Source organism: Leifsonia tongyongensis (genome assembly GCF_010686705.1).
Lineage (GTDB): Bacteria > Actinomycetota > Actinomycetes > Actinomycetales > Microbacteriaceae > Diaminobutyricibacter > Diaminobutyricibacter tongyongensis.
Genome location: NZ_JAAGWY010000001.1, coordinates 890,275 through 916,090, shown reverse-complemented (window position 1 = coordinate 916,090; position 25,816 = coordinate 890,275). Strand labels below are relative to the sequence as shown.

At 67.5% G+C, this 25,816-nt stretch carries 26 protein-coding genes; 16 read left to right on the top strand and 10 right to left on the bottom strand.

All coding sequences use genetic code 11. From position 1 onward, the window contains the following. Positions 1 to 7 precede the first annotated feature (7 nt). Positions 8 to 1,081: a cation diffusion facilitator family transporter gene (locus tag G3T36_RS04295; RefSeq protein WP_163288178.1), complete on the bottom strand. Its 1,074-nt coding sequence runs from the start codon at positions 1,079 to 1,081 to the stop codon at positions 8 to 10. Beyond that, a complete protein-coding gene (locus tag G3T36_RS04290; RefSeq protein WP_163288176.1) occupies positions 1,078 to 1,443 on the bottom strand; it encodes an ArsR/SmtB family transcription factor in 366 nt (121 codons plus the stop codon). Before G3T36_RS04290 ends, G3T36_RS04295 begins: the two co-directional genes overlap by 4 nt. A 408-nt stretch (positions 1,444 to 1,851) precedes the next feature. Here G3T36_RS04290 and G3T36_RS04285 point away from each other — a divergent pair, with 408 nt between their 5' ends. The 9 genes from G3T36_RS04285 to G3T36_RS04245 all read left to right on the top strand — a co-directional run bounded on the left by G3T36_RS04285 (position 1,852) and on the right by G3T36_RS04245 (position 9,831). Beyond that, a complete protein-coding gene (locus G3T36_RS04285) occupies positions 1,852 to 2,313 on the top strand; it encodes a hypothetical protein (protein WP_338031462.1) in 462 nt (153 codons plus the stop codon). Next, on the top strand, positions 2,310 to 2,972 hold the full coding sequence (locus G3T36_RS04280; protein ID WP_163288175.1) for a gluconate 2-dehydrogenase subunit 3 family protein: 663 nt from the start codon (positions 2,310 to 2,312) through the stop codon (positions 2,970 to 2,972). Before G3T36_RS04285 ends, G3T36_RS04280 begins: the two co-directional genes overlap by 4 nt. Next, positions 2,962 to 4,635 carry a GMC oxidoreductase gene (locus tag G3T36_RS04275; protein ID WP_163288173.1) on the top strand — a complete coding sequence of 558 codons (1,674 nt, stop codon included), beginning with the start codon at positions 2,962 to 2,964 and terminating at the stop codon, positions 4,633 to 4,635. The genes G3T36_RS04280 and G3T36_RS04275 overlap by 11 nt, the downstream gene beginning before the upstream one ends. Positions 4,636 to 4,637: 2 nt before the next feature. Beyond that, complete coding sequence (locus G3T36_RS04270; RefSeq protein WP_240148245.1) at positions 4,638 to 6,512, top strand: thiamine pyrophosphate-requiring protein; 1,875 nt, start codon at positions 4,638 to 4,640, stop codon at positions 6,510 to 6,512. Further along, complete coding sequence (locus G3T36_RS04265; protein WP_163288171.1) at positions 6,512 to 7,639, top strand: enolase C-terminal domain-like protein; 1,128 nt, start codon at positions 6,512 to 6,514, stop codon at positions 7,637 to 7,639. Before G3T36_RS04270 ends, G3T36_RS04265 begins: the two co-directional genes overlap by 1 nt. Positions 7,640 to 7,697: 58 nt before the next feature. Continuing rightward, positions 7,698 to 8,060: a DUF7882 family protein gene (locus G3T36_RS04260; protein ID WP_163288169.1), complete on the top strand. Its 363-nt coding sequence runs from the start codon at positions 7,698 to 7,700 to the stop codon at positions 8,058 to 8,060. 73 nt (positions 8,061 to 8,133) lie between these two features. Then, positions 8,134 to 8,478, top strand: coding sequence for a hypothetical protein (locus G3T36_RS04255; RefSeq protein WP_163288167.1), 345 nt, complete (start codon positions 8,134 to 8,136; stop codon positions 8,476 to 8,478). A 22-nt stretch (positions 8,479 to 8,500) separates the two neighbouring features. Then, complete coding sequence (locus tag G3T36_RS04250) at positions 8,501 to 9,523, top strand: SDR family oxidoreductase (RefSeq protein WP_163288165.1); 1,023 nt, start codon at positions 8,501 to 8,503, stop codon at positions 9,521 to 9,523. Between the two features lie 11 nt (positions 9,524 to 9,534). Beyond that, the gene (locus G3T36_RS04245; RefSeq protein WP_163288163.1) at positions 9,535 to 9,831 is read left to right on the top strand and encodes a Dabb family protein; all 297 of its coding nucleotides are present in this window, start codon (positions 9,535 to 9,537) and stop codon (positions 9,829 to 9,831) included. A gap of 24 nt (positions 9,832 to 9,855) precedes the next feature. Here the strand turns inward: G3T36_RS04245 and G3T36_RS04240 are convergent, their stop codons facing one another. From G3T36_RS04240 to G3T36_RS04225, 4 genes are all read right to left on the bottom strand, one after another. Beyond that, complete coding sequence (locus G3T36_RS04240; protein ID WP_338031460.1) at positions 9,856 to 11,634, bottom strand: glycoside hydrolase family 15 protein; 1,779 nt, start codon at positions 11,632 to 11,634, stop codon at positions 9,856 to 9,858. A 94-nt stretch (positions 11,635 to 11,728) separates the two neighbouring features. Further along, positions 11,729 to 13,210, bottom strand: a complete 1,482-nt coding sequence (locus tag G3T36_RS04235) for an NAD-dependent succinate-semialdehyde dehydrogenase (RefSeq protein WP_163288160.1) — start codon at positions 13,208 to 13,210, stop codon at positions 11,729 to 11,731. A gap of 18 nt (positions 13,211 to 13,228) precedes the next feature. Continuing rightward, positions 13,229 to 14,473 (bottom strand): M24 family metallopeptidase, encoded by a 1,245-nt coding sequence (locus tag G3T36_RS04230; protein WP_163288158.1) that lies wholly within the window; start codon positions 14,471 to 14,473, stop codon positions 13,229 to 13,231. Beyond that, entirely contained in the window at positions 14,466 to 15,413 is a 948-nt protein-coding gene (locus G3T36_RS04225) for an NAD(P)-dependent oxidoreductase (protein WP_163288156.1), read from the bottom strand. The genes G3T36_RS04230 and G3T36_RS04225 overlap by 8 nt, the downstream gene beginning before the upstream one ends. Before the next feature lie 140 nt (positions 15,414 to 15,553). On the opposite strand from G3T36_RS04225, the gene G3T36_RS04220 reads away from it, so the two are divergent. From G3T36_RS04220 to G3T36_RS04195, 6 genes are all read left to right on the top strand, one after another. Then, entirely contained in the window at positions 15,554 to 16,564 is a 1,011-nt protein-coding gene (locus G3T36_RS04220) for a LacI family DNA-binding transcriptional regulator (RefSeq protein WP_163288155.1), read from the top strand. 151 nt (positions 16,565 to 16,715) lie between these two features. Further along, positions 16,716 to 17,963: an amino acid ABC transporter substrate-binding protein gene (locus G3T36_RS04215; RefSeq protein ID WP_163288153.1), complete on the top strand. Its 1,248-nt coding sequence runs from the start codon at positions 16,716 to 16,718 to the stop codon at positions 17,961 to 17,963. 14 nt (positions 17,964 to 17,977) lie between these two features. Then, positions 17,978 to 18,856: a branched-chain amino acid ABC transporter permease gene (locus G3T36_RS04210; RefSeq protein ID WP_163288151.1), complete on the top strand. Its 879-nt coding sequence runs from the start codon at positions 17,978 to 17,980 to the stop codon at positions 18,854 to 18,856. Then, complete coding sequence (locus G3T36_RS04205) at positions 18,853 to 19,935, top strand: ABC transporter permease subunit (RefSeq protein WP_163288149.1); 1,083 nt, start codon at positions 18,853 to 18,855, stop codon at positions 19,933 to 19,935. The genes G3T36_RS04210 and G3T36_RS04205 overlap by 4 nt, the downstream gene beginning before the upstream one ends. Next, positions 19,932 to 20,666: an ABC transporter ATP-binding protein gene (locus G3T36_RS04200; RefSeq protein ID WP_163288147.1), complete on the top strand. Its 735-nt coding sequence runs from the start codon at positions 19,932 to 19,934 to the stop codon at positions 20,664 to 20,666. Before G3T36_RS04205 ends, G3T36_RS04200 begins: the two co-directional genes overlap by 4 nt. Beyond that, positions 20,659 to 21,435 carry an ABC transporter ATP-binding protein gene (locus tag G3T36_RS04195; RefSeq protein ID WP_338031459.1) on the top strand — a complete coding sequence of 259 codons (777 nt, stop codon included), beginning with the start codon at positions 20,659 to 20,661 and terminating at the stop codon, positions 21,433 to 21,435. The genes G3T36_RS04200 and G3T36_RS04195 overlap by 8 nt, the downstream gene beginning before the upstream one ends. Positions 21,436 to 21,545: 110 nt before the next feature. Here G3T36_RS04195 and G3T36_RS04190 read toward each other — a convergent pair whose 3' ends face one another. The 4 genes from G3T36_RS04190 to G3T36_RS04175 form a co-directional block, all read right to left on the bottom strand. Continuing rightward, positions 21,546 to 21,995, bottom strand: a complete 450-nt coding sequence (locus G3T36_RS04190) for a YybH family protein (RefSeq protein WP_163288145.1) — start codon at positions 21,993 to 21,995, stop codon at positions 21,546 to 21,548. Positions 21,996 to 22,038: 43 nt separating this feature from the next. After that, entirely contained in the window at positions 22,039 to 22,206 is a 168-nt protein-coding gene (locus G3T36_RS04185; protein ID WP_163288143.1) for a hypothetical protein, read from the bottom strand. 63 nt (positions 22,207 to 22,269) lie between these two features. Beyond that, complete coding sequence (locus tag G3T36_RS04180) at positions 22,270 to 22,935, bottom strand: GntR family transcriptional regulator (RefSeq protein WP_163288141.1); 666 nt, start codon at positions 22,933 to 22,935, stop codon at positions 22,270 to 22,272. A gap of 33 nt (positions 22,936 to 22,968) precedes the next feature. Continuing rightward, positions 22,969 to 23,502 (bottom strand): VOC family protein, encoded by a 534-nt coding sequence (locus G3T36_RS04175; protein WP_163288139.1) that lies wholly within the window; start codon positions 23,500 to 23,502, stop codon positions 22,969 to 22,971. 123 nt (positions 23,503 to 23,625) lie between these two features. Here G3T36_RS04175 and G3T36_RS04170 point away from each other — a divergent pair, with 123 nt between their 5' ends. Further along, entirely contained in the window at positions 23,626 to 25,815 is a 2,190-nt protein-coding gene (locus tag G3T36_RS04170; RefSeq protein ID WP_163288137.1) for an alpha-ketoacid dehydrogenase subunit alpha/beta, read from the top strand. The last annotated feature ends 1 nt before the right edge of the window (position 25,816 follow it).

Genomic DNA, 25,816 nt, shown 5'->3' with positions numbered 1-25,816 from the left:
GCGAGCTTCAGGCGCCGACCTCATCCGGCGATGGCGGGTGGATCGGGATTGGACGCACCCGGAAGGCGTCGACGTTCGGCAGTTCGCCACGCACCCGGGCGACCGCTTCGGCGGCGCGCGCATCCGCCTCGGACAGCGGCGCGTCCGCAAGGGTGATCGACGCCGCGCCCTGAAGCCGATGGCCGACCCAGCGCAACTGCACCTCTGAGACGGCCAGGACACCGGGAGTCTCGAGAAGGGCGTGTTCGACCCGGTGGACGAGGTCGGGTTCGATCGCGTCCATCAGCCGCGCCCCGATACTCCGGACCGTTCCCCAGAGCAGCACAATGATCGTTGCCGAGATGAGCAGGCCGACGATCGGGTCGGCGAGTGGAAAGCCGAGCATCGCGCCTGCCGCTCCGACCACGACCGCAAGGGACGTGAATCCGTCGATGCGGGCGTGGACGCCGTCGGCAACGAGTGCTGCCGATCCGATCTTCTGTCCCACCCGGATGCGGTAGATCGCGACGGCCTCGTTGCCGGCGAACCCGATGAGCCCGGCTGCGACGACCCACCACAGGTTGTGAAGCGGCTGCGGGTGGATGAACCGCGAGATCGACTGCCAGGCCGCGACGACCGCCGAGATCGCGACGACGGCGATGATGAACAGTCCCGCGAGATCTTCGGCCCGGCCGTAGCCGAACGTGTAGCGGCGGCTGGCGATGCGTCGACCCAGCACGAACGCGACCCAGAGAGGAACCGCGGTCAGCGCATCCGCGAAGTTGTGCACCGTGTCGGCGAGCAGTGCGACCGAGCCACTGATCATGACCACGCCGAACTGCAGCAGGGTCGTCAGGAGCAGCGCGAACAGGCTGATCTTCAGCGCGCGGATGCCCTCGCGACTGGCCTCGAGTGCGTCGTCGATCGAATCGGCTGCGTCGTGCGAGTGGGGGACGAAGAGGTCGTGGAGGAAGCCGCGAAAGCCGGACGGATGCGCGTGGTCGTGCGGATGCGCGTGGTCGTGCGGATGCGCGTGGTCGTGCGGGTGGTCGCGGTCGTGGTGAGGCGCGGCCTGGCCGTGCTCGTGCTGCGTGCGGCTCACGCCGACGCCTCTGCGCGGGCGTGATGGTGCCGCGGGTTCTGGTCGAGCGCGTGCTCGGCCTGGAAGATCGCGTCGGTGACGAGCTGGCTGGCGTGCTCGTTCGCCAGGCGGTAGTACACGCGGGTGCCCTCCTGACGAGTGGTGACGATGCGTGCAAGCCGCAGCTTGGCCAGGTGCTGCGACACAGCCGGCGACGACTTGTCGACGATCTCGGCCAGCTGGTTCACCGAGAGTTCCTGATCGCGCAGCGCCAGGATGATTCGCACCCGGGTGGCGTCCGCCAGCATCGCGAACACTTCGACTGCGAGCTCGACGTACTGGCTGTCCGGCTCGCGGCCGCAAACCTTCGTATCTGCATCCATACGCAGATTCTTACATTAATCGGCGCGAGTCGGCGGCGGGCCGGAGCGAAGTATGAAATTTGCACGCTAAGAGAGAATAGAGCGAGCAGTACTTTGCTTTAAGACGGTTAAACCATAATAAGGCGGACGTGCAGGGTCGCCGGGGCTCTGCCGTCGCCGATCTCCTTCCTCCGTTCTACGAGCAGCCGGTGATGACAGCTGCCGACGTGGAGCGCGTTGTCGGTGCCACGCCGGCCCAGGCATAAGGCACGAATGCGTCCCGCGAACCGTTCGACGTTCTGAATCCTCCGAGACAGCTGACCGGCTGAGCCCACCTTCGAATCCGTTCAGCCACCTTCCTCTCGGCGTCGCACGGGGGTACTGATGGCGGCAGCGGCGACCGCGCCGCAGCCAGGGAGGTAGCCGGTGGTGCATCGACGCAGGCCCGTCGCCGTTCCCGCACGACGCGGCATCGACCGGATGGTGCGCAACGTCGAGACGGGGCGTTTCGAACGTTCGCTGTCTGCACTGACCGCGGTCGGCGCTGTCGTGACCGCGGGCGAGATCTATTTCGAGCACGACAAGGCGAGTTTCGGCAACAAGTGGATGTGGGTGCCCGTCGTGCTCGGCCCGGTCGGCGCCGCCGCCGGAATCGCGGGATTCTTCAGCCAGCGGGCGGCCAAGACGCTGCTGCCCATCGCCTCGCTCACGATCATCGCCAACGGCGTGCAGGGCACCTACCTTCACGCGCGCGGGATCGGCCAGAAGCCGGGCGGCTGGCGCAACCTCCGCTACAACCTGGAGATGGGTCCGCCGCTGCTCGCGCCACTCCTGGTGACGATGGTCGGCGGCATGGGCGTGCTGGCCGCGATCCTGAGGCGGGAGAAGTGAGCGGACTGAACCTCCCCCCCGACGACGGGGGAGGCCGCTTCCCCGGGTTCGACGTGCTCGAACAGGATGGGCACTGGGATGCGGCCACGCGCGCTGTCGTCGAGGCACGCGTCTCGCTGCTCCCGGCCATCCGCTTCTTCGATGCGGCTGAAGAGGCGGCCGCGACCGCACTCTTCGACCAGCTCCTCTACCAGCGCGCCGAGCCGAAGGTTCCGGTGACGCGCATGGTGGATTCGCGCCTCGCCGAGCAGGAGACCGACGGCTGGCATTACGACACGATGCCGCCCGACGCGGCCGCCTGGCGGACGACCCTCGCCGCGCTGGACGACGACGCGCGCGACCGGTTCGGCCGGCCGTTCTCCGAGTGCCGCTGGGAGGCGCAGACGGAGCTGCTCACCGCCATCCACGATTCGAAGGCAACAGAGTGGCACGGACTCCCACCCGCCCAGGTGTGGAGCCTGTGGACCCGGTATGCCTGCACGGCCTTCTATTCGCATCCCTGGGCGTGGAACGAGATCGGCTTCGCCGGCCCCGCCTACCCGCGCGGGTACAAGAACATCGGCGTCGACAAGCGCGAACCGTTCGAGGTAGCGGATGCGATGCCCGGCGAGGATCCGCTGCGGGATGGGACGCTGAAGGGCGCGTCGCGTGGCCGATAGGGTTCGCGAGCGCAATGAGTCCGCCTGGCTCCTGACCCCGAGCGGCGCGCTTCCCCGCGATCTCGGGGGGCGTCGTTTCGACGACAGGGAGACGGTCGACCTCGTGATCGTGGGATGCGGCGCCGGCGGCTCGACGCTGCTCCAGCGTGTCGCCCGCGCCGGCTGGAAGGCGGTCGCCCTGGAGGCCGGGCCGTTCTGGGATCCGGAGTCGGACTGGGTGAGCGACGAGGCCGGCTCGCACGGCCTCTACTGGACCGAACCGCGCCAGATCGGCGGCGGCGACCCCGTGCCGCTCGGCTCGAACAACTCGGGCCGTGGCGTGGGCGGGTCGATGGTGCATTACGCCGGCTACACGCCGCGCTTCCATCCGAGCGACTTCGCCACCCGCACCCTCGACGGGGTCGGCGCCGACTGGCCACTCGAGTACGGCGACCTGGCGCCGTACTACTCCGATCTCGAGGGCGAGCTTCCGGTGGCGGGTGAGGACTGGCCGTGGGGTGACCTGCACGGTTACCCGCAGCGCCCGCATCCGGTATCCGGAAACGGTGAGCTCTTCCAGCGGGGTGCGCTCGCCGCCGGGATCACCGCGAAGGTCGGTCCGGTCGCGATCTCGAACGGGCGGTTCGGCCACCGCCCCCACTGCATCTATCGCGGGTTCTGCCTCCAGGGCTGCAAAGTCAACGCGAAGGCGTCTCCGCTGATCACCCACCTGCCGGATGCGCTCGCCCACGGCGCCGAGGTGCGCGCGGAATGCATGGTCACCTCGATCGAGATCGACCAGCGGACCGGGGCCGCGACAGGGGTCCACTACCTTCGCGAGGGGCGCCCCCATTTTCAGCGCGCACGGATGGTCGCGGTCGCGGGGTACTCGATCGAGACTCCGCGCCTCCTGCTGAACTCCGCTTCTGAGCGCTTCCCCGACGGACTCTGCAACGACTTCGATCAGGTCGGCCGCTATCTCATGGTGCAGGGCGCACCGCAGACAGCCGGGCGGTTCGACGCCGAAGTGCGCATGTGGAAAGGTCCGCCCCCCGAGGTCAGCAGCGAAGAGTTCTACGAGACCGACGCGACGAAACCGTACAAGCGTGGGTTCTCCATCCAGACAGTGTCCCCTCTGCCGATCACGTGGGCCGAACACGTGATGGCGGAGGGGCGCTGGGGCGCCGAGTTCCGCCGGTACATGACGGACTACGTGCATTGGGCGTGCCTCGGCGCGCTCTGCGAGTTCCTCCCCCAGCCCGGCAACAGGGTGACGCTCGCCGACGAGAAGGACCGATACGGACTCCCGGTCGCGCACTTCTCCTACACGCAGTGCGACAACGACCGGATGCTCGCGAAGGCCGCCCAGGCGGTCATGGAGCGCATCCTGAAAGCTGCGGGCGCCGACGAGGTCATCACCATCCAGCGCTACGCGCACCTGGTCGGGGGAGCCCGGATGGCGGCCGACGAGCACAACGGTGTGGTGGATGCGGACTGCCGCAGCTTCGCCGTACCCAACCTGCTCATCGTCGATGGAAGTGTGCTGCCGACCCAGGGCAGCGCGAATCCCGCGCTGACCGTCATGGCGATCGCGGCTCGTGCGGCAGACCGCCTCGTGCAGCAACCCGACCGACGCGACCCGCCTGAACGACGCGACCCGGCCCGACCCGACCAAGAAGAGTGAGGATGACCATGACGACAACCGTCAGCGATTTCGTGATCGCGCGCATCAAGGAATGGGGCGTCAGCCGGGTATTCGGCTTTCCCGGTGACGGGATCGGCGAGTTCGACGGCGCCCTCGGCAAGGCCGAGAAGGACGGCGTGGGCGTCGAGTACATCCGCCCCACCCATGAGGAGATCTGCTCGCTCATGGCGACCGCACACGCGAAGTTCACCGGCGAGATCGGGGTCTGCATCGCCACCTCGAGCCCCGGAGCCTTCCACCTCCTGAACGGACTGTACGATGCGGCGATGGACAACCAGCCGGTCGTCGCCATCGTCGGTCAGCAGGGTCTCGACGCGCTCGGCACGTTCAGCCAGCAGCAGAGCAACCTCGAGCGCACGTTCGCCGATGTCGCGGTCTACGTCCAGACCATCGTGTCGCCCGCGCAGGCCCAGGCGGTCGTGGACACCGCCTTCCGGATGGCGCGGGTGCGGCTCCAGCCGGCGGTCATCATCCTTCCGCACGATGTGCAGGGGATGCCGATGCCGGAGGTCGGAGCCGAGAACTGGGTTTCGCGTTCGAGCGCCGTCGCTCCCTCCACTGCTGTCGTGCCGCCCGCCGACGAACTGGCCCGCGCGGCCGCGATCATCAATGCGGGTGAGAAGGTCACCTTCCTCGTCGGCCACGGCGCGAACGGGGCGACCGACCTCGTGCTGGAGGCGGCGCGCAAGGCGGGTGCGGGAATCATCACCGCGCTGCGCGGCAAGCAGGTCGTGCCGTCCGATGTGCCGCACCACACGCAGCAGCTGGGGCTGCTCGGCTCGCTGCCGAGCCTGCACCAGATGAAGCAGTGCGACACCCTCGTGCTGCTCGGCACCAACTATCCGTACGGGCAGTTCCTTCCCGCCACGGGCCAGGCGCGGGCGATCCAGGTGGACCTGAAACCCGAGCAGATGGGCCTGCGCTACCCCACCGAGCTGAACCTGTGGGGCGACGTCGCTGCGACGCTCGCCGCGCTCGTTCCGCTGCTCGAGCAGAAGACCGACCTCGCGTGGCAGAACCACATCGCGGAGGAGATGGTCGACTGGGAGTCGGAGATGGATGCCCAGGCAGATGTCGAGTACGACGATGGTGTGAATCCGCGCCGCGTCTACCACGAGCTGAACAAGCGGCTCCCGCCGCAGGCGATCGTCACGGCGGATGCGGGCACCACCGCCGACTGGTACGGCCACCACATCCGGCTCCGCCGCGGCATGATGGGAGACCTCTCCGGGCGGCTCGCCACGATGCTGGCCGCCATGCCGTACGCCGTCGCCGCGAAGTTCGCCTACCCGGAGCGCACGGTGATCTGCACGATCGGCGACGGCGCCTTCCAGATGCTCGGCATGAACGAACTCATCACGGTCAAGAAGTACCTGAGCCGCTGGGAGAACCCGCAGCTGATCATCCTGGTGCTGCACAACGACGACCTCAGCCAGGTGTCGTGGGAGATGCGCACGGAGGATGCCAACCCGGTGTGGTCGACCTCGCAGGACGTGGAGTCGGTGGATTACGCGGGGTGGGCCGAATTGCTGGGCTTCACGGGAATCCGGGTCACGGAGGACGGCCAGGTGGCCGACGCATGGGACCGCGCGTTCGCCAATCGCGGTGTCACCCTGATCGACGCCCACACGAGCAAGAACGTCCCGCCCCTGCCGCCGCACATCACGGCCGAGTTCGCGCGCAACACGGCCAAGGCGCTCTTCAAGGGCGACCCGAACGCGCGGGGAGCGATCCGCGACTCGGCGCAGGCGCTGCTCACCGAAGGGATCGAGCGGGTCAAGGACACCCTGCACCTCGGCCGCGACGACAAGGACAAGCGCGACGACAAGGACGCGCGCGACGACAAGGACGCGTGATGCCCGAGGAAGTACCGATCTCCGGCGGCGAGGTCGGCGCGTACACGGTGCCGACACGTTCATTCCGGGTCGAGCGCCCCGAATCCGACGGCACGGTCCGCTGGGACAAGACGTCTCTTGTCGTCGTGCAGCTGACCGCCGGATCGCAGACCGGCCTCGGTTATGCGTACGGGTCGCCGGCAGCGCTCGATGTCATCCGCGACGTGCTCCTCCCCAGCGTGCTCGGCTCCGATCCGTTCGACACAACGCGGACGTTCTGGCGGATGGCCGGCGCGGTGCGTAATCTCGGCTGGCCGGGCGTGTGCGCGGGTGCCATCTCGGCCCTCGACAGCGCTGTGCACGACCTCAAGGCGCGGCTCCTCGGTGTCTCGCTCACCCGGCTTCTCGGTGGCGCTCGCACCTCGGTGACCGCGTACGGGAGCGGCGGATTCACCGACTACACCATCGGGGAGCTGGAGGAACAGCTCTCCGGATGGGCCGCCGCGGGGTTGTCCGCCGTCAAGATGAAGATCGGCACCGACCCGGACGCCGACCTTGCGCGGGTGACGGCCGCCCGATCGGCGATCGGGGACGACGTCGGGCTCTTCGTCGACGCGAACGGCGCCTACGAGCGCAAACAGGCCATGCGGTTCGCCGAACAGTTCGCGGAACTCGGCGTCACCTGGTTCGAGGAGCCGGTCTCGAGCGACGACCTCGCCGGGCTGCGCCTGATCCGGGATCGGGCACCCGCCGGCCTGCGCGTCGCTGCGGGTGAGTACGGCTACACCCCGTCCTACTTCCACCAGATGCTGGCGGCCGGGGCGGTCGACGTCATCCAGGCCGACGCGACGCGGTGCGGAGGTCCGACAGGGTTCCTGCTCGCGGCCGCCCAGGCGACAGGTGCCCAGGTGCCCGCCAGCTCGCACACGGCGCCGGCCCTCCACGCATCCCTCGGCGCTGCGCTTCCGAACGTCGTGAACGCCGAATACTTCCACGACCACGTCGTCATCGAAGAGCTGTTCTTCGACGGGCTCCCCGAGCTCGTGAACGGTGAGCTGGTTCCCGACAGGGGTGCGCCCGGGCACGGGCTGACGCTGAAAAGTGCGGATGCGCATCCGTACCTCACCGCAGAATGGCGGAGCAGTTGACGATTCACATAACAGCACCCAGCACGCTTTTGCCAGGCGGAGGCCCCACACTGAGCACATGGGAACACTCACTTACGGCGAAGGGCAGCGGTTCGAGTTCGAAGACCGCCTTCTTGCGCACATGAAACTCGCCATCATCGCCAAACTCCTGCGCCACGAGAGTTTCCTGCTGAACTGGACGATCCCCGTCGAGCAGGGATCGGGTCGGATGAGCCTCTGGATCAGCAGGGAGACCCTGCTGAGCTTCCGTTTCGTGGGTGGCAGGCCGCCGACGATCAACTCGCGCTGGGTCGAAGCCCTGGCGCTGACCTCGCTGCGGACGGGCGGTATGCAGGTGATCGACGAGAGGGAGGCGGATGCGATGCTGATGACCCGGCTGACACCCGGGTCGGCCGCGCCCGCCCTCGTTGGCGAAAAATAACGCTTCCGCAAGGGATTGACCCGACCCGTTCGGGGACTACCGTTCGGGGAAAACAACGAAGGTGGGACACCCAATGCACCGAGTGCAATACGCCGGCGGCTCCGTACTGACCGGGGACGCGATCGCAACAGCCCTTCTCGAATACGCGGCCGCGCTCGCTCGCAACGCGACCTCGGCGACGGTGGAGATCCCTGTTCGCGAAGCGGATGGTGAGCGCGGTATCGCCCAGGTGCTCATCGGGCCGGCGAGCCAGCTCGTCTCCACCCACGAGCCGGACATCCCGGACGACATCGTCGACGCCGAACTGGTGGAGCGGTTCGCGGTCGCCACGCGGCAGCTGGCGCCCGCCACGGGATCTGCGCTGACCGAAAGCGAATCGGTGGTGCCGGTCGACGACTTCGACACACCGCCGTACTGATCCGGATCGAATGGGAGTACCGATGCACGAATTGGCGGACAAGACGGTTGTGATCACCGGTGCCAGCGGCGGTGTCGGACGTGCGACGGCGATCGAGTTCGCGCGGTGCGGCGTACGCGTAGCCCTCCTCGCGCGGGGCGCTGCGGGGCTGGAAGGCGCCGTGGCCGACGTCGGGAAGGCGGGCGGAAAGGTCGTCGCGATCAGTGTCGACGTCGCCGACCCCGACGCGGTCGAAGCCGCGGCCGAGCAGGTGGAAGCCGAGCTCGGCCCGATCGACGTGTGGGTCAACGTGGCGTTCTCCTCGCTGTTCGCGCCGTTCCATGAGATCGATGCGGCAGAGTTCAAGCGGGCCACCGAGGTGACGTACCTCGGCTACGTCTACGGCACCATGGCGGCATTGAAGCGGATGCGCCCGCGCGGATCCGGGACCATCGTGCAGGTGGGTTCCGCCCTCGCCTACCGGGGCATCCCGCTGCAGTCGGCGTACTGCGGCGCCAAGCACGCCATCCAGGGATTCAACGAGTCGCTGCGGTGCGAGCTGCTGCACGAGAAGAGCCCGATCCACACGACGATGGTGCAGCTGCCGGCGCTCAACACGCCGCAGTTCAGCTGGGTGCTCTCGAGGCTGCCCCGCCAGGCGCAGCCCGTACCTCCGATCTACCAGCCGGAGGTCGCGGCGCGGGCGATCGTGTGGGCCGCCGCACATCCGGAACGCCGCGAGTACTGGGTGGGCGCGAGCACCGTCGCCACACTGCTCGTGAACGCCGTGGCGCCGGGGATGCTCGACCGGTACCTCGGCAAGACGGGGTACTCGTCGCAGCAGACGGACGAGCCCCGGCGGCCCGACCAGCCGGCGAACCTGTGGGAGCCCGCGGATGCGTCGAGCGACTTCGGCACGCACGGAAAGTTCGACGACCGTGCGGTGGAGCGCAGCCGGCAGTGGTGGTTCTCGAAACACCATCGGAGTGCCGGGGTCGCGGTGGGGGCGCTCGCCGCCTCCGCGGTCGTCGGCGGGCTGGCGTTGCTCAGGAGGGCATCCGCATAGGCTTGGTGTTCATGCCGATCATCCACTCCGTCGTCTTCTCACTCGTGCACCAGCCGGACTCCCGTGAGGAGGCAGCGTTTCTGCAGGCTGCAGGCGAGACCCTCTCTGCGATCCCGGGCGTTCACGAGTTCACGATCCGACGTCAGGTCAGCGCGTTCAGCCCGCTCCGGTTCCAGTTCTCCATGGTCTTCGATGACCAGGCCGCCTATGACGCGTACAACTCCCACCCCGCGCACGTCGGCTTCGTGGAGGACCGTTGGAATCCCGAAGTGAGCGCCTTCCAGGAATACGACTTCGTCGACGCGTAGCAGCCCGGCGCTCTCGACGCGGCGTCAGCCGGCGGCCTGCTCCTCGATGGTGATCGCCGCGTTGATCAGGCCGAGGTGACTGAGCCCCTGCGGCAGGTTGCCCCAGAACGTCACCTCGTCTTCGTCGATCATCTCGGCGAAGACGCCCACGTCGTTCGACAGCTTCACGAGCTTGTCCATCAACGCGGCGGCTTCCGCGTCGCGGCCGACGCAGGCGAGCGCGGCGGCCAGCCAGAACGAGCAGGCGACGAACGGATGCTCGACCTCGGCCATTCCCGAATAGCGGTACAGCAGCGGCCCGCGACCGAGTTCGCGGACGAGTGCGTCGATAGTGGAGGCCATCCGCGGCCCCCGCTCGAAGCCGCTCGCCGCGTGCAGCAGAACCGACGTGTCGAGTGCGGCGCGGCCCGCGACCATCGTGTAGGCGCCGAGCTCAGCCGACCAGCAGTGTGCGTCGATCCATTCGCGGATGCGTTCGCGCTCGGCGCGCCAGCGGTCCGCGTTGCCGCTGACCTGCCCCTTCTCGGCGAGGTGGATGGCGGCGTCGAGCGCCTGCCAGCATCCCATCTTCGATGAGGTGAAATGCTGCGTTTCCTCGAGCTCCCACATTCCGGAGTCGGGCCTGCGCCACAGGTCGCAGACGCGGTCGGCGACCCGGGTGAGCATCCGCGCCGTGTCCGGGTCGAAGATGTTGCCTGCCGAGACGTATTCGCCCGCGAGTCCGAGCAGGTCGCCGAAGACCCCGAGCTGCAGCTGTCCTTGCGCCCGGTTGCCGCCGACGACCGGGCCGATGCCGTTCCAGCCGGGTACGTCGTACGCCGTGACACCGCGGGGAACGCCACCGTCGAGTCCGTAGAAGACGTGCAGGTCCGGGCCGTTCGCCTCGATCGTGTCGAGCAGCCACGAGAAGGCCGCGTGTGTCTCTTCTCGCAGCCCGAAGCGCACGAGGGCGCGCACCGAGTAGGCGGCATCCCGCACCCACGCGAAGCGGTAGTCCCAGTTCTTCCCGCCGCGCGAGCTCTCCGGAAGCGACGTCGTGGCTGCGGCCGCGACGGCGCCGGTGGGTGCGTAGATGAGGAGTTTGAGCAGGAGCGCGCTGCGCTGGACGTCCCCGGCCCAGCGGCCGTCGAACCCGAACGTCCGCGACCAGGTCCGCCAGGTGGAGATGGTCCGGTCGATTCCTGCATCCACCGTCGCGGCGTCAGGCAGGTGCAACGGCTCGTTCTCAGTTGCGACGATCGCGAGGAGGTGGCGCGAACCGGCGGTCGTGGTGAAGGCCCCGCGGAGCGCATCCTCCGAACTCGCCCGCTGCCGGTTGCGGCGGGGGTGATGTTCGCTGCCGGTCACGCCGATGGTGACGGGTCCGGCGTGGACGATCGAGTGGGCGCCGATGTGCTGGATCCAGGGGGATGCGGTGCCCAGCATGGTTCCGGGGCGCACCGTCCAACGCATCCGCACCTCGCCGTCGAGCCCCTCGATGCGGCGGCCGAGCTCTGCCCACGGCAGGCGTCCCTCGTTGCCGGTGATGAGCGCATCCGTCACCCGGACTGTTCCCGTCGCCGTACGGAACAGGGTGCTCAGGACGTTCGTGCCCCGCAGGTAGCGCCGCGTGACGGTGTAGTCGCCGACCGGCGCCAGCTCGATGCGTCCGCCCGACGCGCGGTCGAGGATCGCGGCGAAGGCGGGAACGGAGTTGAGGTCGGGGATGGGCAGCCAGTCGATGCTTCCGTTGCGGGCGACGAGGGCGATGGTCCGTCCGTCGCCGATCGCGGCATACTCGCGCAAGGCCGGAGATTCATCCACCCTCGGACTATCCGCCAAAACCTCGCGGATCACAAGTCGAGGCGGTCGCGCCCCTGCAGGTCACGCCGCACCCCTGCAGGTCAGACGAGACGGCTCACCAGTTCACCGCGATGTACTGCGACTCCGTGAACTCGAGCATCCCTTCGTGACCTCCTTCGCGACCGAGCCCGCTCTGCTTGAAACCGCCGAAGGGCGCCGCCGGATCCGAGACCACGCCGCGGTTGAGACCGACCATTCCGGTCTCGAGCCGCTCGCTCACGCTCAGTCCGCGCGAGAGGTCGGAGGTGTAGACGTAGGAGACGAGTCCGTACTCCGTCCGGTTCGCCAGCTCGACGGCCTCGTCGTCGGTGTCGAAGGTGACGATCGGTGCGACCGGGCCGAAGATCTCCTCGTCGAGGATGGGCGACGACGGGGCCACGTCGACAAGCACAGTCGGAGGGTAGAAGAACCCGACACCGGAGTGGGACTCTCCGCCGGTCAGCACGGACGCACCGGCGTCACGAGCCGCCGCGACCAGGCTGTCGACCTTGAGCCGGGCGCCCTCGTTGATCAGCGGCCCGAGCTCCACGCGCTCGCCGAGTCCGTCGCCGACACGCAGCGCCCGCATCCGCTCGGCGAGCCTGCGTCCGAACTCCTCGGCGACCGAAGCATGCACATAGAAGCGGTTCGCGGCCGTGCAGGCCTCGCCCCCGTTGCGCATCTTCGCGATCATCGCGCCGTCGACGGCGCTGTCGAGGTCCGCGTCGCCGAAGACGAGGAACGGGGCGTTGCCCCCGAGTTCCATGCTGCAGTTGACGACCGTGCGTGAGGCGTTCTCCAGCAGCGTCCTGCCCACCTCTGTCGAGCCGGTGAAAGACAGCTTGCGCACGGCCGGGTCGTCCAGCATGGCGGAGACGACCGCGCCCGACGACCGGGAGGGGATGACGTTGACCACACCGGCGGGCACACCGGCCTGACGGAGGATCTCGGCGATGGCCAGCGCCGTGAGCGGGGTATCGCTCGCCGGCTTCAGGATCACGGTGCAGCCGGCCGCCAGGGCGGGGCCGATCTTCCGCGTCGCCATCGCTGCGGGGAAGTTCCACGGCGTGACGAGGACGCTGACGCCGATCGGGTGATGGCTGACGACGATCCGGTTCTGGCCGCTCGGCGACGTCTGGACCGACCCGATCAGGCGGACCGCCTCTTCGGAGTACCAACGGAAGAACTCGGCCGCGTAGGCGACCTCGCCGCGCGCGTCGATGAGCGACTTCCCATTCTCGAGGACGATCAGCTGGGCGAGATCCTCCGCCCGCTCGCACATGAGCTCGAACGCCTTGCGCAGGATCTCGGCCTTCGCGCGCGGCGCGACCGCGCTCCAGCCGGGCAGTGCGCATTCAGCCGCTCGGACGGCGGCGAGTCCGTCACTGACGCTCGCGCTCGCGACGCTCGCGATGCGCTGGCCGGTCGCCGGATTGACGACGTCGAACCGGTGACCGTCTGCGCCCGCCCGTGCTTCACCGCCGATGACGAGGTCGTGGGGGAACCAAGTGGTGAGTTCGGCGGTGCGTTCGCTGCGGTGAGCGTGTCGGATCAGCATGGATGCAACTTCCTGGGGTCAGTACTGGTTGGCGATGAAGAGGTCTTGCGCCGGGAACCGGGTGAGGACGTGCACGCCGCCCTCGGCGACCACGATCTCCTCTTCGATGCGGGCGGCCGAGAATCCGTCGGATGCCGGGCAGTAGGTCTCGAGGGCGAAGACCATGCCCGCCTTGATCTCGATCGGATTGTCGAGGCTGTTGAGGCGGGAGATGATCGGCCGTTCGTGGAGCCCGAGACCGAGCCCGTGCCCGAACTGGAGGCCGAACGCCGCGAGCTCGTTGGCGAAGCCGAAATCGGTGGCCTTCGGCCAGACCCGGGCGATCTCGTCGGTGCCGACACCGGCCTTGACGACGCTGATCGCAGCATCCATCCATTCGCGGGCCTTCTTATAGGCGTCGCGCTGGCTGTTCGTCGCGCTGCCGACCGCGAACGTGCGGTAGTAGCAGGTCCGATACCCGTTGAACGAATGGATGATGTCGAAGAACGCCTGGTCGCCGGGCCTGATGATGCGGTCGGTGAAGTTGTGCGGATGCGGATTGCACCGGTCGCCGGAGATCGCGTTGACGGCCTCCACCTGGTCGGATCCGAGCTCGTACAGCCGCTTGTTGGCGAGGGCCACGATCTCGTTCTCGCGGATGCCCGGCTTGAGCACGTCGACGATGTCCTGGTAGACCCCGTCGACCATCGCGGCGGCCTGGTTGAGCAGCATGATCTCGTCGATCGACTTGATCTCGCGTGCGTCGAGCATGAGTTGCTGCGCATCGACGACGGTGAGCCCCTGCCGCTGCATCTCGAACAGGAACGGAGGCTCGACGATGTCGACTCCCACCGGCAGGTCGGCGACGCCGGCCTCGACGAGCAGGGCCTTGATCTCGCGCACCGCGGACTCCATGAGCCCGGCCGACGGTGCGACTGCGCCCCGCATCCCGAGCATCCCCGGGTGGTTGTTCTCGGGCTTGAGCCACGGCGAGTAGAGCTGGTGATGGCGCACGGCGGAGCCGAAGTCCCAGAGCATCGGGTCGCCGTCGCGGGTCAGGAGAGCGTACCGGGTCATCTTGTCGCCCAGCGCACCGCCGATCCAGGTCTGCGTGGTGTACCGGATGTTGTAGAAGTCGAACAGCAGGAACGCGCCGCACTCGCTGGACTCGAGTGATCGCTTCGCCCGGTCGAGCCGGTAGGTGCGGAGGCGATCCATGTCGACGCGCTGCTCGTAGTCGACGTTGGTGTGCCCAGGCGCCTGGAGCGGGCGGAGCTCACTCATGGCGGCCCACTTCCAGTCCGCTCTTGACGGGAACATTCTCCGGGATCAGTTTCATGCCGGCGCTGCGGGCTTCTTCGAGGAGCAGCACGGCGAAGTCCTCTTCGGTGTGGCCGGCGCCGATGGCGGAGGCGACGAGCTGCGCGGTCGCGGCTGCGATCGGCATCGGGACCTGGAGGTCGTGCGCCGCCGACAGGCCCAGGTCGAAGTCCTTCGCGAGCAGCGGCATGGTGAAGGTGGGGGTGAAGTCGAGGTTCACGATGGCGGGCGTCTTGTAGCGGGTGAACGTCGAACCCATGACGGAGTCGTTGAGGAATTCGAGGAACGCGTGGCGGGAGACACCACCGCGTTCGGCGAGGGCGGTGATCTCGACCAGGGACTGGGTGACCACTCCGAGGAACACGTTGTGAGCGATCTTGACGAGACGGGCGACTTCGCCGTCTCCCACGTAGGTCGCACTCCGGCCGATCGCGGTGAGCACGGGGTAGACCCGGTCGAACGTCTCGCGCGGCCCGGATGCGGCGATCGTCAGTTTTCCGGCTGCGATGACGGCGGGGTTCCCACTCACCGGCGATGCGAGGAACTCCGTGCGGCGCTCGGCCGCGTGGGCACGGATCTTCGCCGACACGGCCATCGACACGGTCGACGAGTCGATCAGGATGCGCGGAGAGACCGTCTCGGAGGTCAGGAGTCCGCCTTCCCCGACGGTGACGGCCTCGAGGTCCTTCGGTGCGGAGACCATGGTGAAGACGATGTCGCGGTCGGCGAGGTCGACCGGGCGAGCGACGGCGGTCGCGCCCTTCTCGAGCAGCGGCACGATCTTGGACTGCGTGCGGTTGTAGACCGTGACGTCGTAGCCGGCACCGATGAGCCGACTCGCCATCTCGAGTCCCATGCGCCCGGTTCCGATCCAGCCGATCGTCGGTCTTGTGGATGAGTCCATCGTGTCTCCTCAGTGAGATAAGTTCGCATTGGTGCTGCAATCGATTGCAGTCTCTGCGCAATTATTGCCACGGCGACGCCGGGTGTCAACCCTGCGGAAATCGCCGCCGGATCGCTCGGATGTGGCGCTATGTTTGAGCCATGTCCAGGCGTGCGACGATCGCGGATGTGGCCCGCCTCGCCGGCGTCCACCCCGGAACGGTGTCCCGCGCGCTGAATTCGCGCACCGAAGGCCAGGTCAACCCGGAGACGATCCGGCGCGTGCGCGCAGCCGCCCGCCAGCTCGGCTACACGCCGAACTCGATCGCGCGCGGCCTCCGCACCAGTTCGTCGATGACCATCGGTGTCATCGTCCCCGACCTCACCAACCCGATCTTCCCGCCGATCGTCCGGGGCATCGAGAGCTACCTGACCCCGCGCGGATACTCGGCCCTCGTCGTCAACACCGACGGAAGCGACGAGACGGAGCGCCTCGTCTTCCAGTCACTGATCCAGCGCCAGGTCGACGGCCTGATCTTCGCGACAGGACACCAGGGCCACTCCACAGCCACCGAGGCGTTCGAGCTCGACGTGAAGGCCGTCATGGTCAACCGGGAGTCCGGCAGCGTCCCCTACCCGGCGGCGGTCGGGGACGATGCGCAGGGCATCAGGGCCTCCCTCGCCCACCTGGCCCAGCTCGGTCACCAGAGGATCGTGCACCTCGCCGGACCGACCGGGTTCTCGACGAGCCAGGTGCGCCGGGAGGCGTTCGTCGCCGGATGCGCTGCTCTCGGTCTCGACGGAACCGTCGTCGAGACGGCCGCGTACACGGTCGACGCGGGCCAGCGGTCGATGGAGCGGGTCATCTCGGGCGGAGAGCTGCCGACCGCAGTCGTCGCGGGCAACGACCTCCTCGCGCTCGGGGTGTATCACGCGTTGCGCGGCAACGCTCTCCGCTGCCCGGAGGACGTATCGGTCGTCGGGTTCAACGACATGCCGTTCGCCGGCGATTTCGAGCCGGCGATGACGACCGTACGGGTCCCGCACTTCGATCTGGGCGTCGAGGCGGCGCGCCTCCTGTGCGAAGAGATCGAGACGTCCGTCATCACCGCGATCAAGGTGGTTCTTCCCGTCGAGCTCGTCATCCGGGCATCGACCGGGCCCGTCCGCTGAAGCGTTTCGCAGTTTCGCGGATTCGCTTGACAGCCTTTCGATCTCATGCAAATGTATTGCAAACGATTGCGGTTTGCGGGCTCTGGCGCCAGTTGTGCTGGCGAGATGCCAGCACTGTTCGAGCAATTGCCATTTCCTGTTAGGAGCAACGATGCAACTACGAAATCGCTTGAAGGGGAGTCGCCCGAAACGCCTCCTCGCCATTGCGGGTGTGACCGCCGCAACGATCGTCCTGGCCGGGTGCAGCGGCGCCACCGGTGCGTCGTCGTCGACCGCGCCGCTGAAGATCGGCATCTCCCTGTCACTCACCGGCGACTTCTCCGACTCCGGCAAAGCGGCCGAGCGCGGCTACGAGCTCTGGGCGGCCCAGGCGAACAAGGCCGGTGGGATCCTGGGGCGCAAGGTCCAGCTCACCATCCACGACGACGCATCCAGCCCGGACCAGGTCGTCAGCAACTACACCAACCTGATCACCCAGGACCGCGTCGACCTCGTCTTCGGGCCGTACTCCAGCCTGCTGACCGTGCCGGCCTCCCGTGTGGCCAGCCGGTATCACTACGCTTTCATCGAGTCGGCGGGTGGCGGCCCCTCGGTCTTCGCCCAGAAGCTGAACAACCTCTTCTTCGTGCAGCCGGCGCCGACGACCCAGGGCGGCGACGTGTTCGCCGACTACATCCTGTCGCTGCCGTCCGCCGAGCGCCCCAAGACCGCGGCCTATGCGAAGCTGGACGACCCGTTCTCCGCCCCCATCGCCGACAACATCAAGAAGCGGTTCGAGGCTGCGGGTATCAAGACGGTCTACAACCAGACCTACCCCGCTGAGACCGCCGACATGACACCGATCGTCTCGGGTATCGCCGCGGCGAACCCCGACGTCGTCGTCGGCGGCACGCAGGAGGCCGATGCCTTCGCACAGATGAAGGCGATGATCCAGCTGAAGTTCAGCCCGAAGTGGCTGTTCGAGGCCAACGGCGCCAACTCGCCGGGCGACTTCCCGGCCGCCGTGGGCGCCGCGAACACCGAAGGCGTGTTCTCGAGCGCGGACTGGTACGCGGACTCGCCCAACCCGTCGAGCAAGAAGTTCATCTCGGACTATCTCGCCACGTACGGCGGAACCGCCCAGAAGATCGACCCGACCTCGGCTGAGGCGTACTCCGCGGGGATGCTCGTCCAGGCGGTCGCCGCCAAGACGGGCAAGGTCGACAACGCGACGATCATCAAGACGCTCCACTCCGGCACTTGGTCGACTCTCGTCGGCGACCTGAAATGGGACGCGAGCGGAGCCCCGCAAGGCGCCTACCAGCTGATCCAGTGGATCAACGGAACCCTCACCACCGTCTACCCGGCCAAGGGTGCGCAGCACTCGCCGGTCGCACCGAAGCCCAACTGGGCCGGCTAGGAGTTCGACACGTCATGCACGCACTGATACAGGCGATCATCCTCGGGATCCTGACGGGCGGTGTCTACGCCCTGATGGCCAGCGGCCAGACGCTGATCTTCGGGATCATGAAGGTGGTCAACCTCGCGCAGGGGGCGCTGGTCGTCCTCGGCGCCTACCTCACCTACACGCTGTTCACCACGCTGGGAATGGACCCGTTCGTGTCGATCCTGGTCACGACGCCGATCCTCTTCCTGGTCGGCATCGGGATCCAGTGGGCGCTCCTTCGCCCGCTGCACGGCGACGACGTCGCCCAGCTGTCCCTGCTGGTGACGTTCGCCGTCGCACTCGCCGTCGAAGGGGTGCTGTCGTTCTCCTACGGCGCCACCCTCACCAACGTGCAGCCGACCTACGCGAACACGAGCTGGACGGTGCTGACCTACCAGGTCAGTTCCGTCCGGTTCGTCGCCTTCATCCTGTCCCTCGTCATGCTGGGCCTCCTCTACCTGCTCCTGCAGCGGACGAAGTTCGGCCGGTCCGTACGGGCCACCGTGCAGAATCCGATGTCGGCGCAGCTGCTGGGCGTGAGCTCGAAGCGGGTGTCCGCGATCGGCTTCGGGATCGGCTCGGCGACCGCGGCGGCGGGAGGCGCGGTGTTCGGGATGCTGAACTCGTTCAACCCCGGAAGCCACTACGACCTGATCAGCCGTCTGCTCACCATCGTCGTCCTCGGTGGCCTCGGCAGCATCGGCGGCGCGGTCGTCGCCGCGCTGATCATGGGCGTGGCCTCGTCGGTCGTCTCGGCGCTGGCCTCACCGATCTGGTCGGACTTCACCTTCTTCATCGTGCTGCTTCTCGTGCTGCTGCTCAGGCCACGCGGGCTGTTCGGCGCGAAGACGCGAGGTGCACTGTGAAGCGCGCGATCACCCGGGCCGGCGTCATCCGCGCCAGCGTCTTCTTCGCCGTCCTGATCCTGATCCCGCTCGTCGGCGGTCCGGTCTGGCTCCTCAACCTGCTCATCTTCACGGTGATGTACGCGGCGCTGGCGAGTTCGTGGAACATCCTCGGCGGCTACGCCGGGTACCCCTCGCTCGGACACGTCGCCTTCTTCGGGATCGGCGCGTACACGATCGGCATCATGTTCTCGAACAGTGTCGGCAATGGGTACCTGCCCTTCGTGGTCCTTCCGGTGATCGGCGTCGCCGTCGCACTGTTCAGCCTGCCGATCGGGTGGATCTCGATGCGGACCAGGACGGACGTGTTCGCGATCGTGACCATCACCATCCTGTTCATCGCGCAGACGCTGGCCTTCAACCTCACCAGCGTGACCGGCGGCGCACAGGGGAAGAGCGTCGCCCCGCCGCCGTTCGACGTGGCCACCTACGACTGGCCGTTCTATTTCGGGATGGTCGCACTACTGGCCGTGGCGATGGGGATCTCCTTCTACATCACCCGTTCGAAGATCGGACTGTCCCTCGCGACGGTTCGTGCGGATGAGGACAAAGCGCACGGTGTCGGCGTCCGGGTCACCGCCGTGAAGCTGATCGCATTCGCGGTGAGCTGCGGACTCGTCGCGATGGTCGGCGGAGTGTGGGCCTACTACGTCGGCTTCATCTACCCGCAGTTCGCGGTCGACCCGCTGATCACGATCGGCATGGTCCTCATGGCGTTCCTCGGCGGTCGCGGGACCCTCTGGGGTCCGGTGCTCGGTGCCTTCATCCTGGTACCGGCCCAGGAGCTCTTCGCACAATCCTTCGGCGCGAGCGAGCTGTATCTGCTCGCGTACGCAGCGGTCTTCCTCGTGATCATGCTGTTCCTGCCCCGGGGGATCATCCCCTCGGTCCGCGAGCGCATCAATCGCAAGCGGGCGGCCGCGGCGGGAGCGGCACGTGACGCGGCCCTGCTGACGGAGCAGATCCCATCCACCGCTGAAGAGCCCTCCACTGCTGAAGAGCCTTCCCCTGCTGAAGAGAACGCGACGGTGACACTATGAACAAAGCGCTCCTCGAGGTCGAGCACCTGAAGAAGTCGTTCGGTGGAGTGACCGCAGTCGACGCCTGCTCGTTCACCGTCGACGAAGGGACGATCACCGCGCTGATCGGCCCGAACGGATCAGGCAAGACGACCGCGTTCAACATGATCACCGGCTACCTCAAAGCGGACTCCGGCACGATCCGGTTCCACGGCGAGACGGTCGAGCGCCCACGGCCCGCCGGGCTCTACCGTCGCGGCCTCTCGCGCACCTTCCAGCAGGCGAGGATCTTCCCCGAGCTCACGGTGCAGGAGAACCTGGTCGTGGCGGCCGGCTACACGTGGCGGCAGCTCTTCGGGCGCCGGGTGTCCGCCGAGGACGCCCAGCGGTCGAAGGCCATGCTCGCGGAGTTCCGGCTCGACCAGCTCTCCGATCTCGTCGCCGCCGACCTCTCCTACGGGCAGCGCAAGCTGCTCGAGTTCGCCGCGGTGCTCATGAGCAACCCCCGGCTGGTGCTCCTCGACGAGCCGACCGCCGGTGTCAACCCGGTGATGATCGACGCGATGGAGCGGCACATCCGCGAACGCAACAGGGCGGGCGTGACGTTCCTCATCGTCGAACACGACATGCAGCTGGTCATGCGGCTCTGCGATCCGGTCATCGTGCTCGACCAGGGCTCCCGGATCGCCTTCGGGTCGCCCGAACAGATCCAATCCGACCCACGAGTCCTGGAGGCGTACCTCGGTGCCTGAGACAACAGTTGCTCCACTGCTGGAGCTGAACGGAGTGACGGCCGGCTATGGCGCAGGCCTCATCCTCAAAGGGGTGGACCTCTCGGTCGCAAGCGGCGAGATCGTCTGTCTCATCGGTCCGAACGGGGCCGGCAAGTCGACGGTGCTCAAGACCGTGAGCGGGTTGCTGCGCCCCAAGGGCGGATCGGTGACCTTCAAAGGGGAGAGCATCGGCCGGCTGAGCCCGAAAGAGCGGCTCACCCGCGGCATCGTCCATGTGCCGCAGGACCGCAGTCTGTTCCCGGCGATGTCCGTCTGGGAGAACGTGGTCATGGGAGCCTTCATCCTCTCGGACCAGAACCTCGTCAGGCAGCGCGTCGAGGAGGTCGCGGAGATGTTCCCCATCGTCGCGCGCCGGAGGTCCGCATCCGCCGGTTCGCTCTCCGGAGGGGAGCAGAAGCAGGTCGAGCTGGCGCGGTCCCTGATGCTCGACCCGGCGCTCATCCTTCTCGACGAACCGTCGATCGGTCTCGACCCCAAGTCGAGGACGTCGGTCTTCGCGAGCATCGCCGCGCTCGCCGAAAGCGGCCGCACGGTGCTCCTCGTCGAGCAGAACGCGCGGTCGGGCCTGGCGGTCGCGCACCGTGCCGCGGTCCTCGAAGCGGGGGTGGTGGCGCTGACCGGAACGGGCGAGGGGTTGCTCAACGACCCCGAGGTCGCGCGGCTCTACCTCGGCGCGAGCGCCCGAAGCGGTGTCCAGCAGTCGGAGACGCTGGCCGCGGCGATCTGACGGCGCGCTGGGGCCGAAAGGATCGCACTGCGATCCCGCGACGCCAGCGCCGAGGGACGCCAGCGCCGAGGTAGATATGCTGCCGAGGGCCGCCTCTCCTCGGATCCCGGTCAGCCCTGGCCGGGATCCGTCGGCGCAGCAGAGAGCGGGGGCTCTTGGCCTTCAGGCGGGTAGTCGGCGTGCCGGTGAACGATTCGCCACTCTCCGGCCTCGCGGCGGTAAGCGTGGGTGGCCCGCAGGGTGTAAGTCCGCTCCTCCCCGTTCACGGTCACGCGGTTGCGCTCATACCCGACCGTGTATGCGACGTCCCCGCTTGCCGCCGCAGCGATGACCTCGAATTCGTACTCGGCCGAATCGGAGAACCACGAGGCGACCTCACGGAACATCGGCTCCAGCTCGTTCCAGCCGGATCCCGTCAGGTTTGCGCCATACAGGGTCACAGGGTCGGTGTGCGACCAGAGCGCCAGGCGGGGCTCCGGGTCTCCGTCATGGATCGACCGCTCCGCGGCACGTTGCCTGGGCAATATCTCAGCCAGGAAGGCTTCTGTCTCAGTAGTCATGTCATCCTCCAAAGCAGACAGACGGTTTCACACGCAGTCCCCGCTACAGTCCGATGATGAAGAGCGCGTCGTCACTGATCGCGCAGTGGTGGCGCAACTCGCCGAAGAATGTCGCGCCGCCGCGGCTCATGATCACGGCGTGCCCACGGTCATACGCTTGCACGAGCCGGCGGACGTCGCCGTCGAAGCGTGCGATCAACACCACAGCCATACTGGAAACCTACTCCCGCGGGTCTCCCTCGGCGCGGCGAATTCGGCCGCAGATCAGACCGGCCTAGGGCTGCTGGAACAACTCCGGATGCTGCAGCAGTTCGAGTCGCGTGCGCCGGATGTGTCCGAACAGCACGCGTTCGGCATCGTCGATGTCACCCCGTCGCAGGGCGGCCACGAGGAGCTGGTGCTCGTAGTGGACCGCCCTGCTGGCGTCCGGTCCGATCAGCAGCGTGAACGCGCGGCGGTAGTGCTGGGTCGAGTTCCACAGCCGCTGGACCGTCTCGCCGAGGATCGACGTCTGTGCCGCACTGTACGAGAGCAGGTGGAATTCGCGGTCGAGCCGGAGGAACGTTTCGACGTCGGTACCCGCCTGCATCCGGTCGGCCAGCGCGGCGAGGCGGTCGACGGTCTCGGCGTCGAGGTGCTCTGCGCTGTAGCGGAGAAGGAGCGGCTCGATCCGCTCGCGGATCTGGTAGACCTCCTGGCACTCGTCGAGACTCAGATGCGAGACCCAGGCGCCGGTGTTGGCGACGAGCGTGACGAGACCGTCGGATTCGAGGATGCGGAGCGCATCGCGCACCGGGAGTCTGCTCGCTCCGAACTCCGCGGCGAGGTCTTCCTGGCGGATGCGGGCCCCGGGAGCGTAGACCCCTCTCAGGATGGCGTCGCGCAGCGAATCCGCGATGCGACTGCCCGCACCACCGTCACGACTCGTCGTGGATGGCATCGTCCCCATTCCGTTCAGGTCCCCTTCGGCGACTCACTCGGCAGGGAACGCAGGATGCCACAGTTTAACAGCCGAGTACCGCTCGTAGGCCTTGCCGTCCGGGTAGCTCACCAACTCGAACTGCATCCCCCACGGACTGCGGAAGTACACCCAGCGCTGGCCCTCGTTGTGGCTCGCGCTGGAGGTCGGCTCGCCCATGATCTCGACTCCCTGTTCGCGCAGGTAGTCGAGCGCTCGGTCGAAGTCGTCGACGTAGAACGCCAGGTGGTGGCCTCCGAGATCGCTGTTGAGCGGCTGAGGCGCCGGCGGGTCGGCCGGCTCGTATTGAAACACCTCGAACGTCGGGCCGTTCTCGCAGCGGAAGAATCGGTTCTGCCGCATCACGGTTCGCGGATGCACGCCCAGGTGGTCGCGCATCCAGTCGTCGTCGGGGTGGTCGAACGGGCCGAGCGCGAAGGCGTACTCGCAGCCGATGACGTCGACGAAGAAGGCCGTGGCCTGGTCGAGGTCGGGCACGGTGAAGCCGATGTGGTCGGTGCCGCGAAGGCCGGGGATTCCGCCGGGCATGGGCTGCTCCTCAGAACTGCGTCGTTGGTTATTGGATACAATAATGCCCCAATATCGCACTTTTCTACGATCCTCATCGTGAATTGGTTGAGATTGGATGCAATCCTTGCTTATGATCGGAGCATGCCGAAACGACGACGTTTGGAACCCGGGTCCCCCTGGATCGAACTCACCACCACCCCGCAGGACTGGAAGAACGCGGATCCGGCCCTGCTCGCCACCATGCTCGGACAGCTCCACCTGATCAGGGCCTTCGAAGAGGCGGTACTCGAACTCGCCGGTGAGGGTCTGGTCCACGGTCCCGCCCACTCCAGCATCGGCCAGGAAGGCGGTGCGGTCGGATCGATCGTGGGCCTGACGTCATCGGATGCGGTCAACGGGTCGCATCGCGGTCACCACCAGTTCCTCGCCAAGGCGATCAACCACGTGACCGGTGGCACGCTGTCGCTCACCTCGCTCGTCGATGATGGCGTGCAGACGGTGCTGCAGCGGACGCTCGCCGAGATCCTCGGACTCGCACAGGGGTACTGCCACGGACGTGGCGGGTCGATGCACCTGCAGTGGTTCGAAGCAGGCGCACTCGGGACGAACGCCATCGTCGGTGGCGGGGTGCCGCTTGCCGCCGGAAACGCCTGGGCACAGAAGAACAGCGGTACCTCCGATGTCACCGTCTCGTACTTCGGCGACGGCGCCGTCAACATCGGCTCGGTCCTCGAGACGATGAACCTGGCCTCGGCCTGGAAGCTGCCCGTCGCCTTCTTCATCGAGAACAACCTGTACGCGGTCTCGACGAGTGTCGCGGAGGCGACCGGTGAACCGAGGCTCTCCGCCCGCGCGCTCGGGTTCAACATCCCGTCCTGGCGTGTCGACGGGATGGATCCCCTCGCCGTGCATCTCGCGATGAAAGAGGCGGAAGCAGTCATGCGCGCCGGTGCGGGGCCTGCGGTCATCGAAGCCGAGGTGTACCGCTTCTTCCACCAGAACGGATCCTTCCCCGGAAGCGCCTTCGGCTACCGCACCAAAGAAGAGGAGGCGGCCTGGCGTGCCCGGGATCCGCTCGAGCGTGTTGCGGCGGAGATGACGAAACTCGGCCTCATCGACACGGCGGGTGTGGCGGCCGTGCGTGAGCAGGCGGAGGCGGCGATGGCGCGAGCTGTCGACCAGCTGGTCGAACCGGATCCGGACCATCCCGGCAAGCGGCGCATCCGCCCCGGGCTCTGGCCCGACGTCGACTTCGTGAACGTCGGGGTGCGTGGTGACGGCAGCGAACTGGCCGCCGCGAGGACCCTGGAGCCCACGACGTTCGGCGGGGCGAAGGAGACGAAGAAGTTCATCGACGCCGTCGCCGCCGTGATGGATCGCCGCATGAGCGAGGATGAGCGCATCGTCATCCTGGGCGAAGACGTGCACCGCCTCAACGGAGGAACCAACGGCGCGACCAAAGGCCTCGCCGGCAAGTTCACCGGGCGCGTGCTCGGAACCCCGATCAGCGAGAACGCCTTCGCCGGACTCGGCGGGGGAATCGCGCTCGACGGTCGATTCCGTCCCGTCGTCGAATTCATGTATCCCGACTTCATGTGGGTCGCAGCCGACCAGCTCTTCAACCAGATCGGCAAGGCCAGGCACATGTTCGGCGGCGAGAACCCTGTACCGCTCGTGCTGCGCACCAAAGTCGCGATGGGCTCAGGGTACGGCTCCCAGCATCTGATGGATCCTGCGGGGATCTTCGCGACGAGCCCGGGCTGGCGCATTGTCGCCCCGTCGAGTCCCGCGGACTACATCGGACTGATGAACAGCGCCCTCGCGCTTCAGGATCCCGTGCTGGTCATCGAACATGTCGACCTCTACGGGCAGGTCGGCGAGGTGCCGGCCGGTGACCTCGACTACGTCATCCCGGTCGGATCGGCGGCCGTGCGACGCCACGGCGACTCCCTCACGGTCATCAGCTACCTGTCGATGGTCGGCCACAGCCTCGAAGCCATCGAACGGGTCGGGGCCGACGCTGAACTGATCGACCTGCGGTGGCTGGATCGGGCATCGCTCGACTGGGACACCATCGGTGCGAGCATCCGGAAGACCAACAACGTGCTCATCGTGGAGCAGGGCGCCGCGGGAACGTCGTACGGCGGCTGGCTCGCAGACGAGATCCAGCGCCGGTACTTCGACTGGCTCGACCAGCCGGTCCAGCGCGTCACCGGAGCGGAAGCGAGTCCGAGCATCTCCCGAGTGCTCGAGCGTGCCGCGATCGCGCGGACCGAAGAGGTCGTCGCAGGACTCGAGCTCGCGCTCGCCGGACGCGGAGGCGCGCTGTAGC

Bases quoted from the DNA above. Each gene is read 5' to 3' on its own strand.
- G3T36_RS04235 (WP_163288160.1), bottom strand. From the start codon at position 13,210: ATGCTGATCCGACACGCTCACCGCAGCGAACGCACCGCCGAACTCACC.
- G3T36_RS04190 (WP_163288145.1), bottom strand. From the start codon at position 21,995: ATGACTACTGAGACAGAAGCCTTCCTGGCTGAGATATTGCCCAGGCAA.
- G3T36_RS04255 (WP_163288167.1), top strand. From the start codon at position 8,134: ATGCACCGAGTGCAATACGCCGGCGGCTCCGTACTGACCGGGGACGCG.
- G3T36_RS04250 (WP_163288165.1), top strand. From the start codon at position 8,501: ATGCACGAATTGGCGGACAAGACGGTTGTGATCACCGGTGCCAGCGGC.
- G3T36_RS04170 (WP_163288137.1), top strand. From the start codon at position 23,626: ATGCCGAAACGACGACGTTTGGAACCCGGGTCCCCCTGGATCGAACTC.
- G3T36_RS04185 (WP_163288143.1), bottom strand. From the start codon at position 22,206: ATGGCTGTGGTGTTGATCGCACGCTTCGACGGCGACGTCCGCCGGCTC.
- G3T36_RS04200 (WP_163288147.1), top strand. From the start codon at position 19,932: ATGAACAAAGCGCTCCTCGAGGTCGAGCACCTGAAGAAGTCGTTCGGT.
- G3T36_RS04230 (WP_163288158.1), bottom strand. From the start codon at position 14,473: ATGAGTGAGCTCCGCCCGCTCCAGGCGCCTGGGCACACCAACGTCGAC.
- G3T36_RS04180 (WP_163288141.1), bottom strand. From the start codon at position 22,935: ATGCCATCCACGACGAGTCGTGACGGTGGTGCGGGCAGTCGCATCGCG.
- G3T36_RS04220 (WP_163288155.1), top strand. From the start codon at position 15,554: ATGTCCAGGCGTGCGACGATCGCGGATGTGGCCCGCCTCGCCGGCGTC.
- G3T36_RS04245 (WP_163288163.1), top strand. From the start codon at position 9,535: ATGCCGATCATCCACTCCGTCGTCTTCTCACTCGTGCACCAGCCGGAC.
- G3T36_RS04290 (WP_163288176.1), bottom strand. From the start codon at position 1,443: ATGGATGCAGATACGAAGGTTTGCGGCCGCGAGCCGGACAGCCAGTAC.
- G3T36_RS04265 (WP_163288171.1), top strand. From the start codon at position 6,512: ATGCCCGAGGAAGTACCGATCTCCGGCGGCGAGGTCGGCGCGTACACG.
- G3T36_RS04225 (WP_163288156.1), bottom strand. From the start codon at position 15,413: ATGGACTCATCCACAAGACCGACGATCGGCTGGATCGGAACCGGGCGC.
- G3T36_RS04260 (WP_163288169.1), top strand. From the start codon at position 7,698: ATGGGAACACTCACTTACGGCGAAGGGCAGCGGTTCGAGTTCGAAGAC.
- G3T36_RS04175 (WP_163288139.1), bottom strand. From the start codon at position 23,502: ATGCCCGGCGGAATCCCCGGCCTTCGCGGCACCGACCACATCGGCTTC.
- G3T36_RS04215 (WP_163288153.1), top strand. From the start codon at position 16,716: ATGCAACTACGAAATCGCTTGAAGGGGAGTCGCCCGAAACGCCTCCTC.
- G3T36_RS04270 (WP_240148245.1), top strand. From the start codon at position 4,638: ATGACCATGACGACAACCGTCAGCGATTTCGTGATCGCGCGCATCAAG.
- G3T36_RS04210 (WP_163288151.1), top strand. From the start codon at position 17,978: ATGCACGCACTGATACAGGCGATCATCCTCGGGATCCTGACGGGCGGT.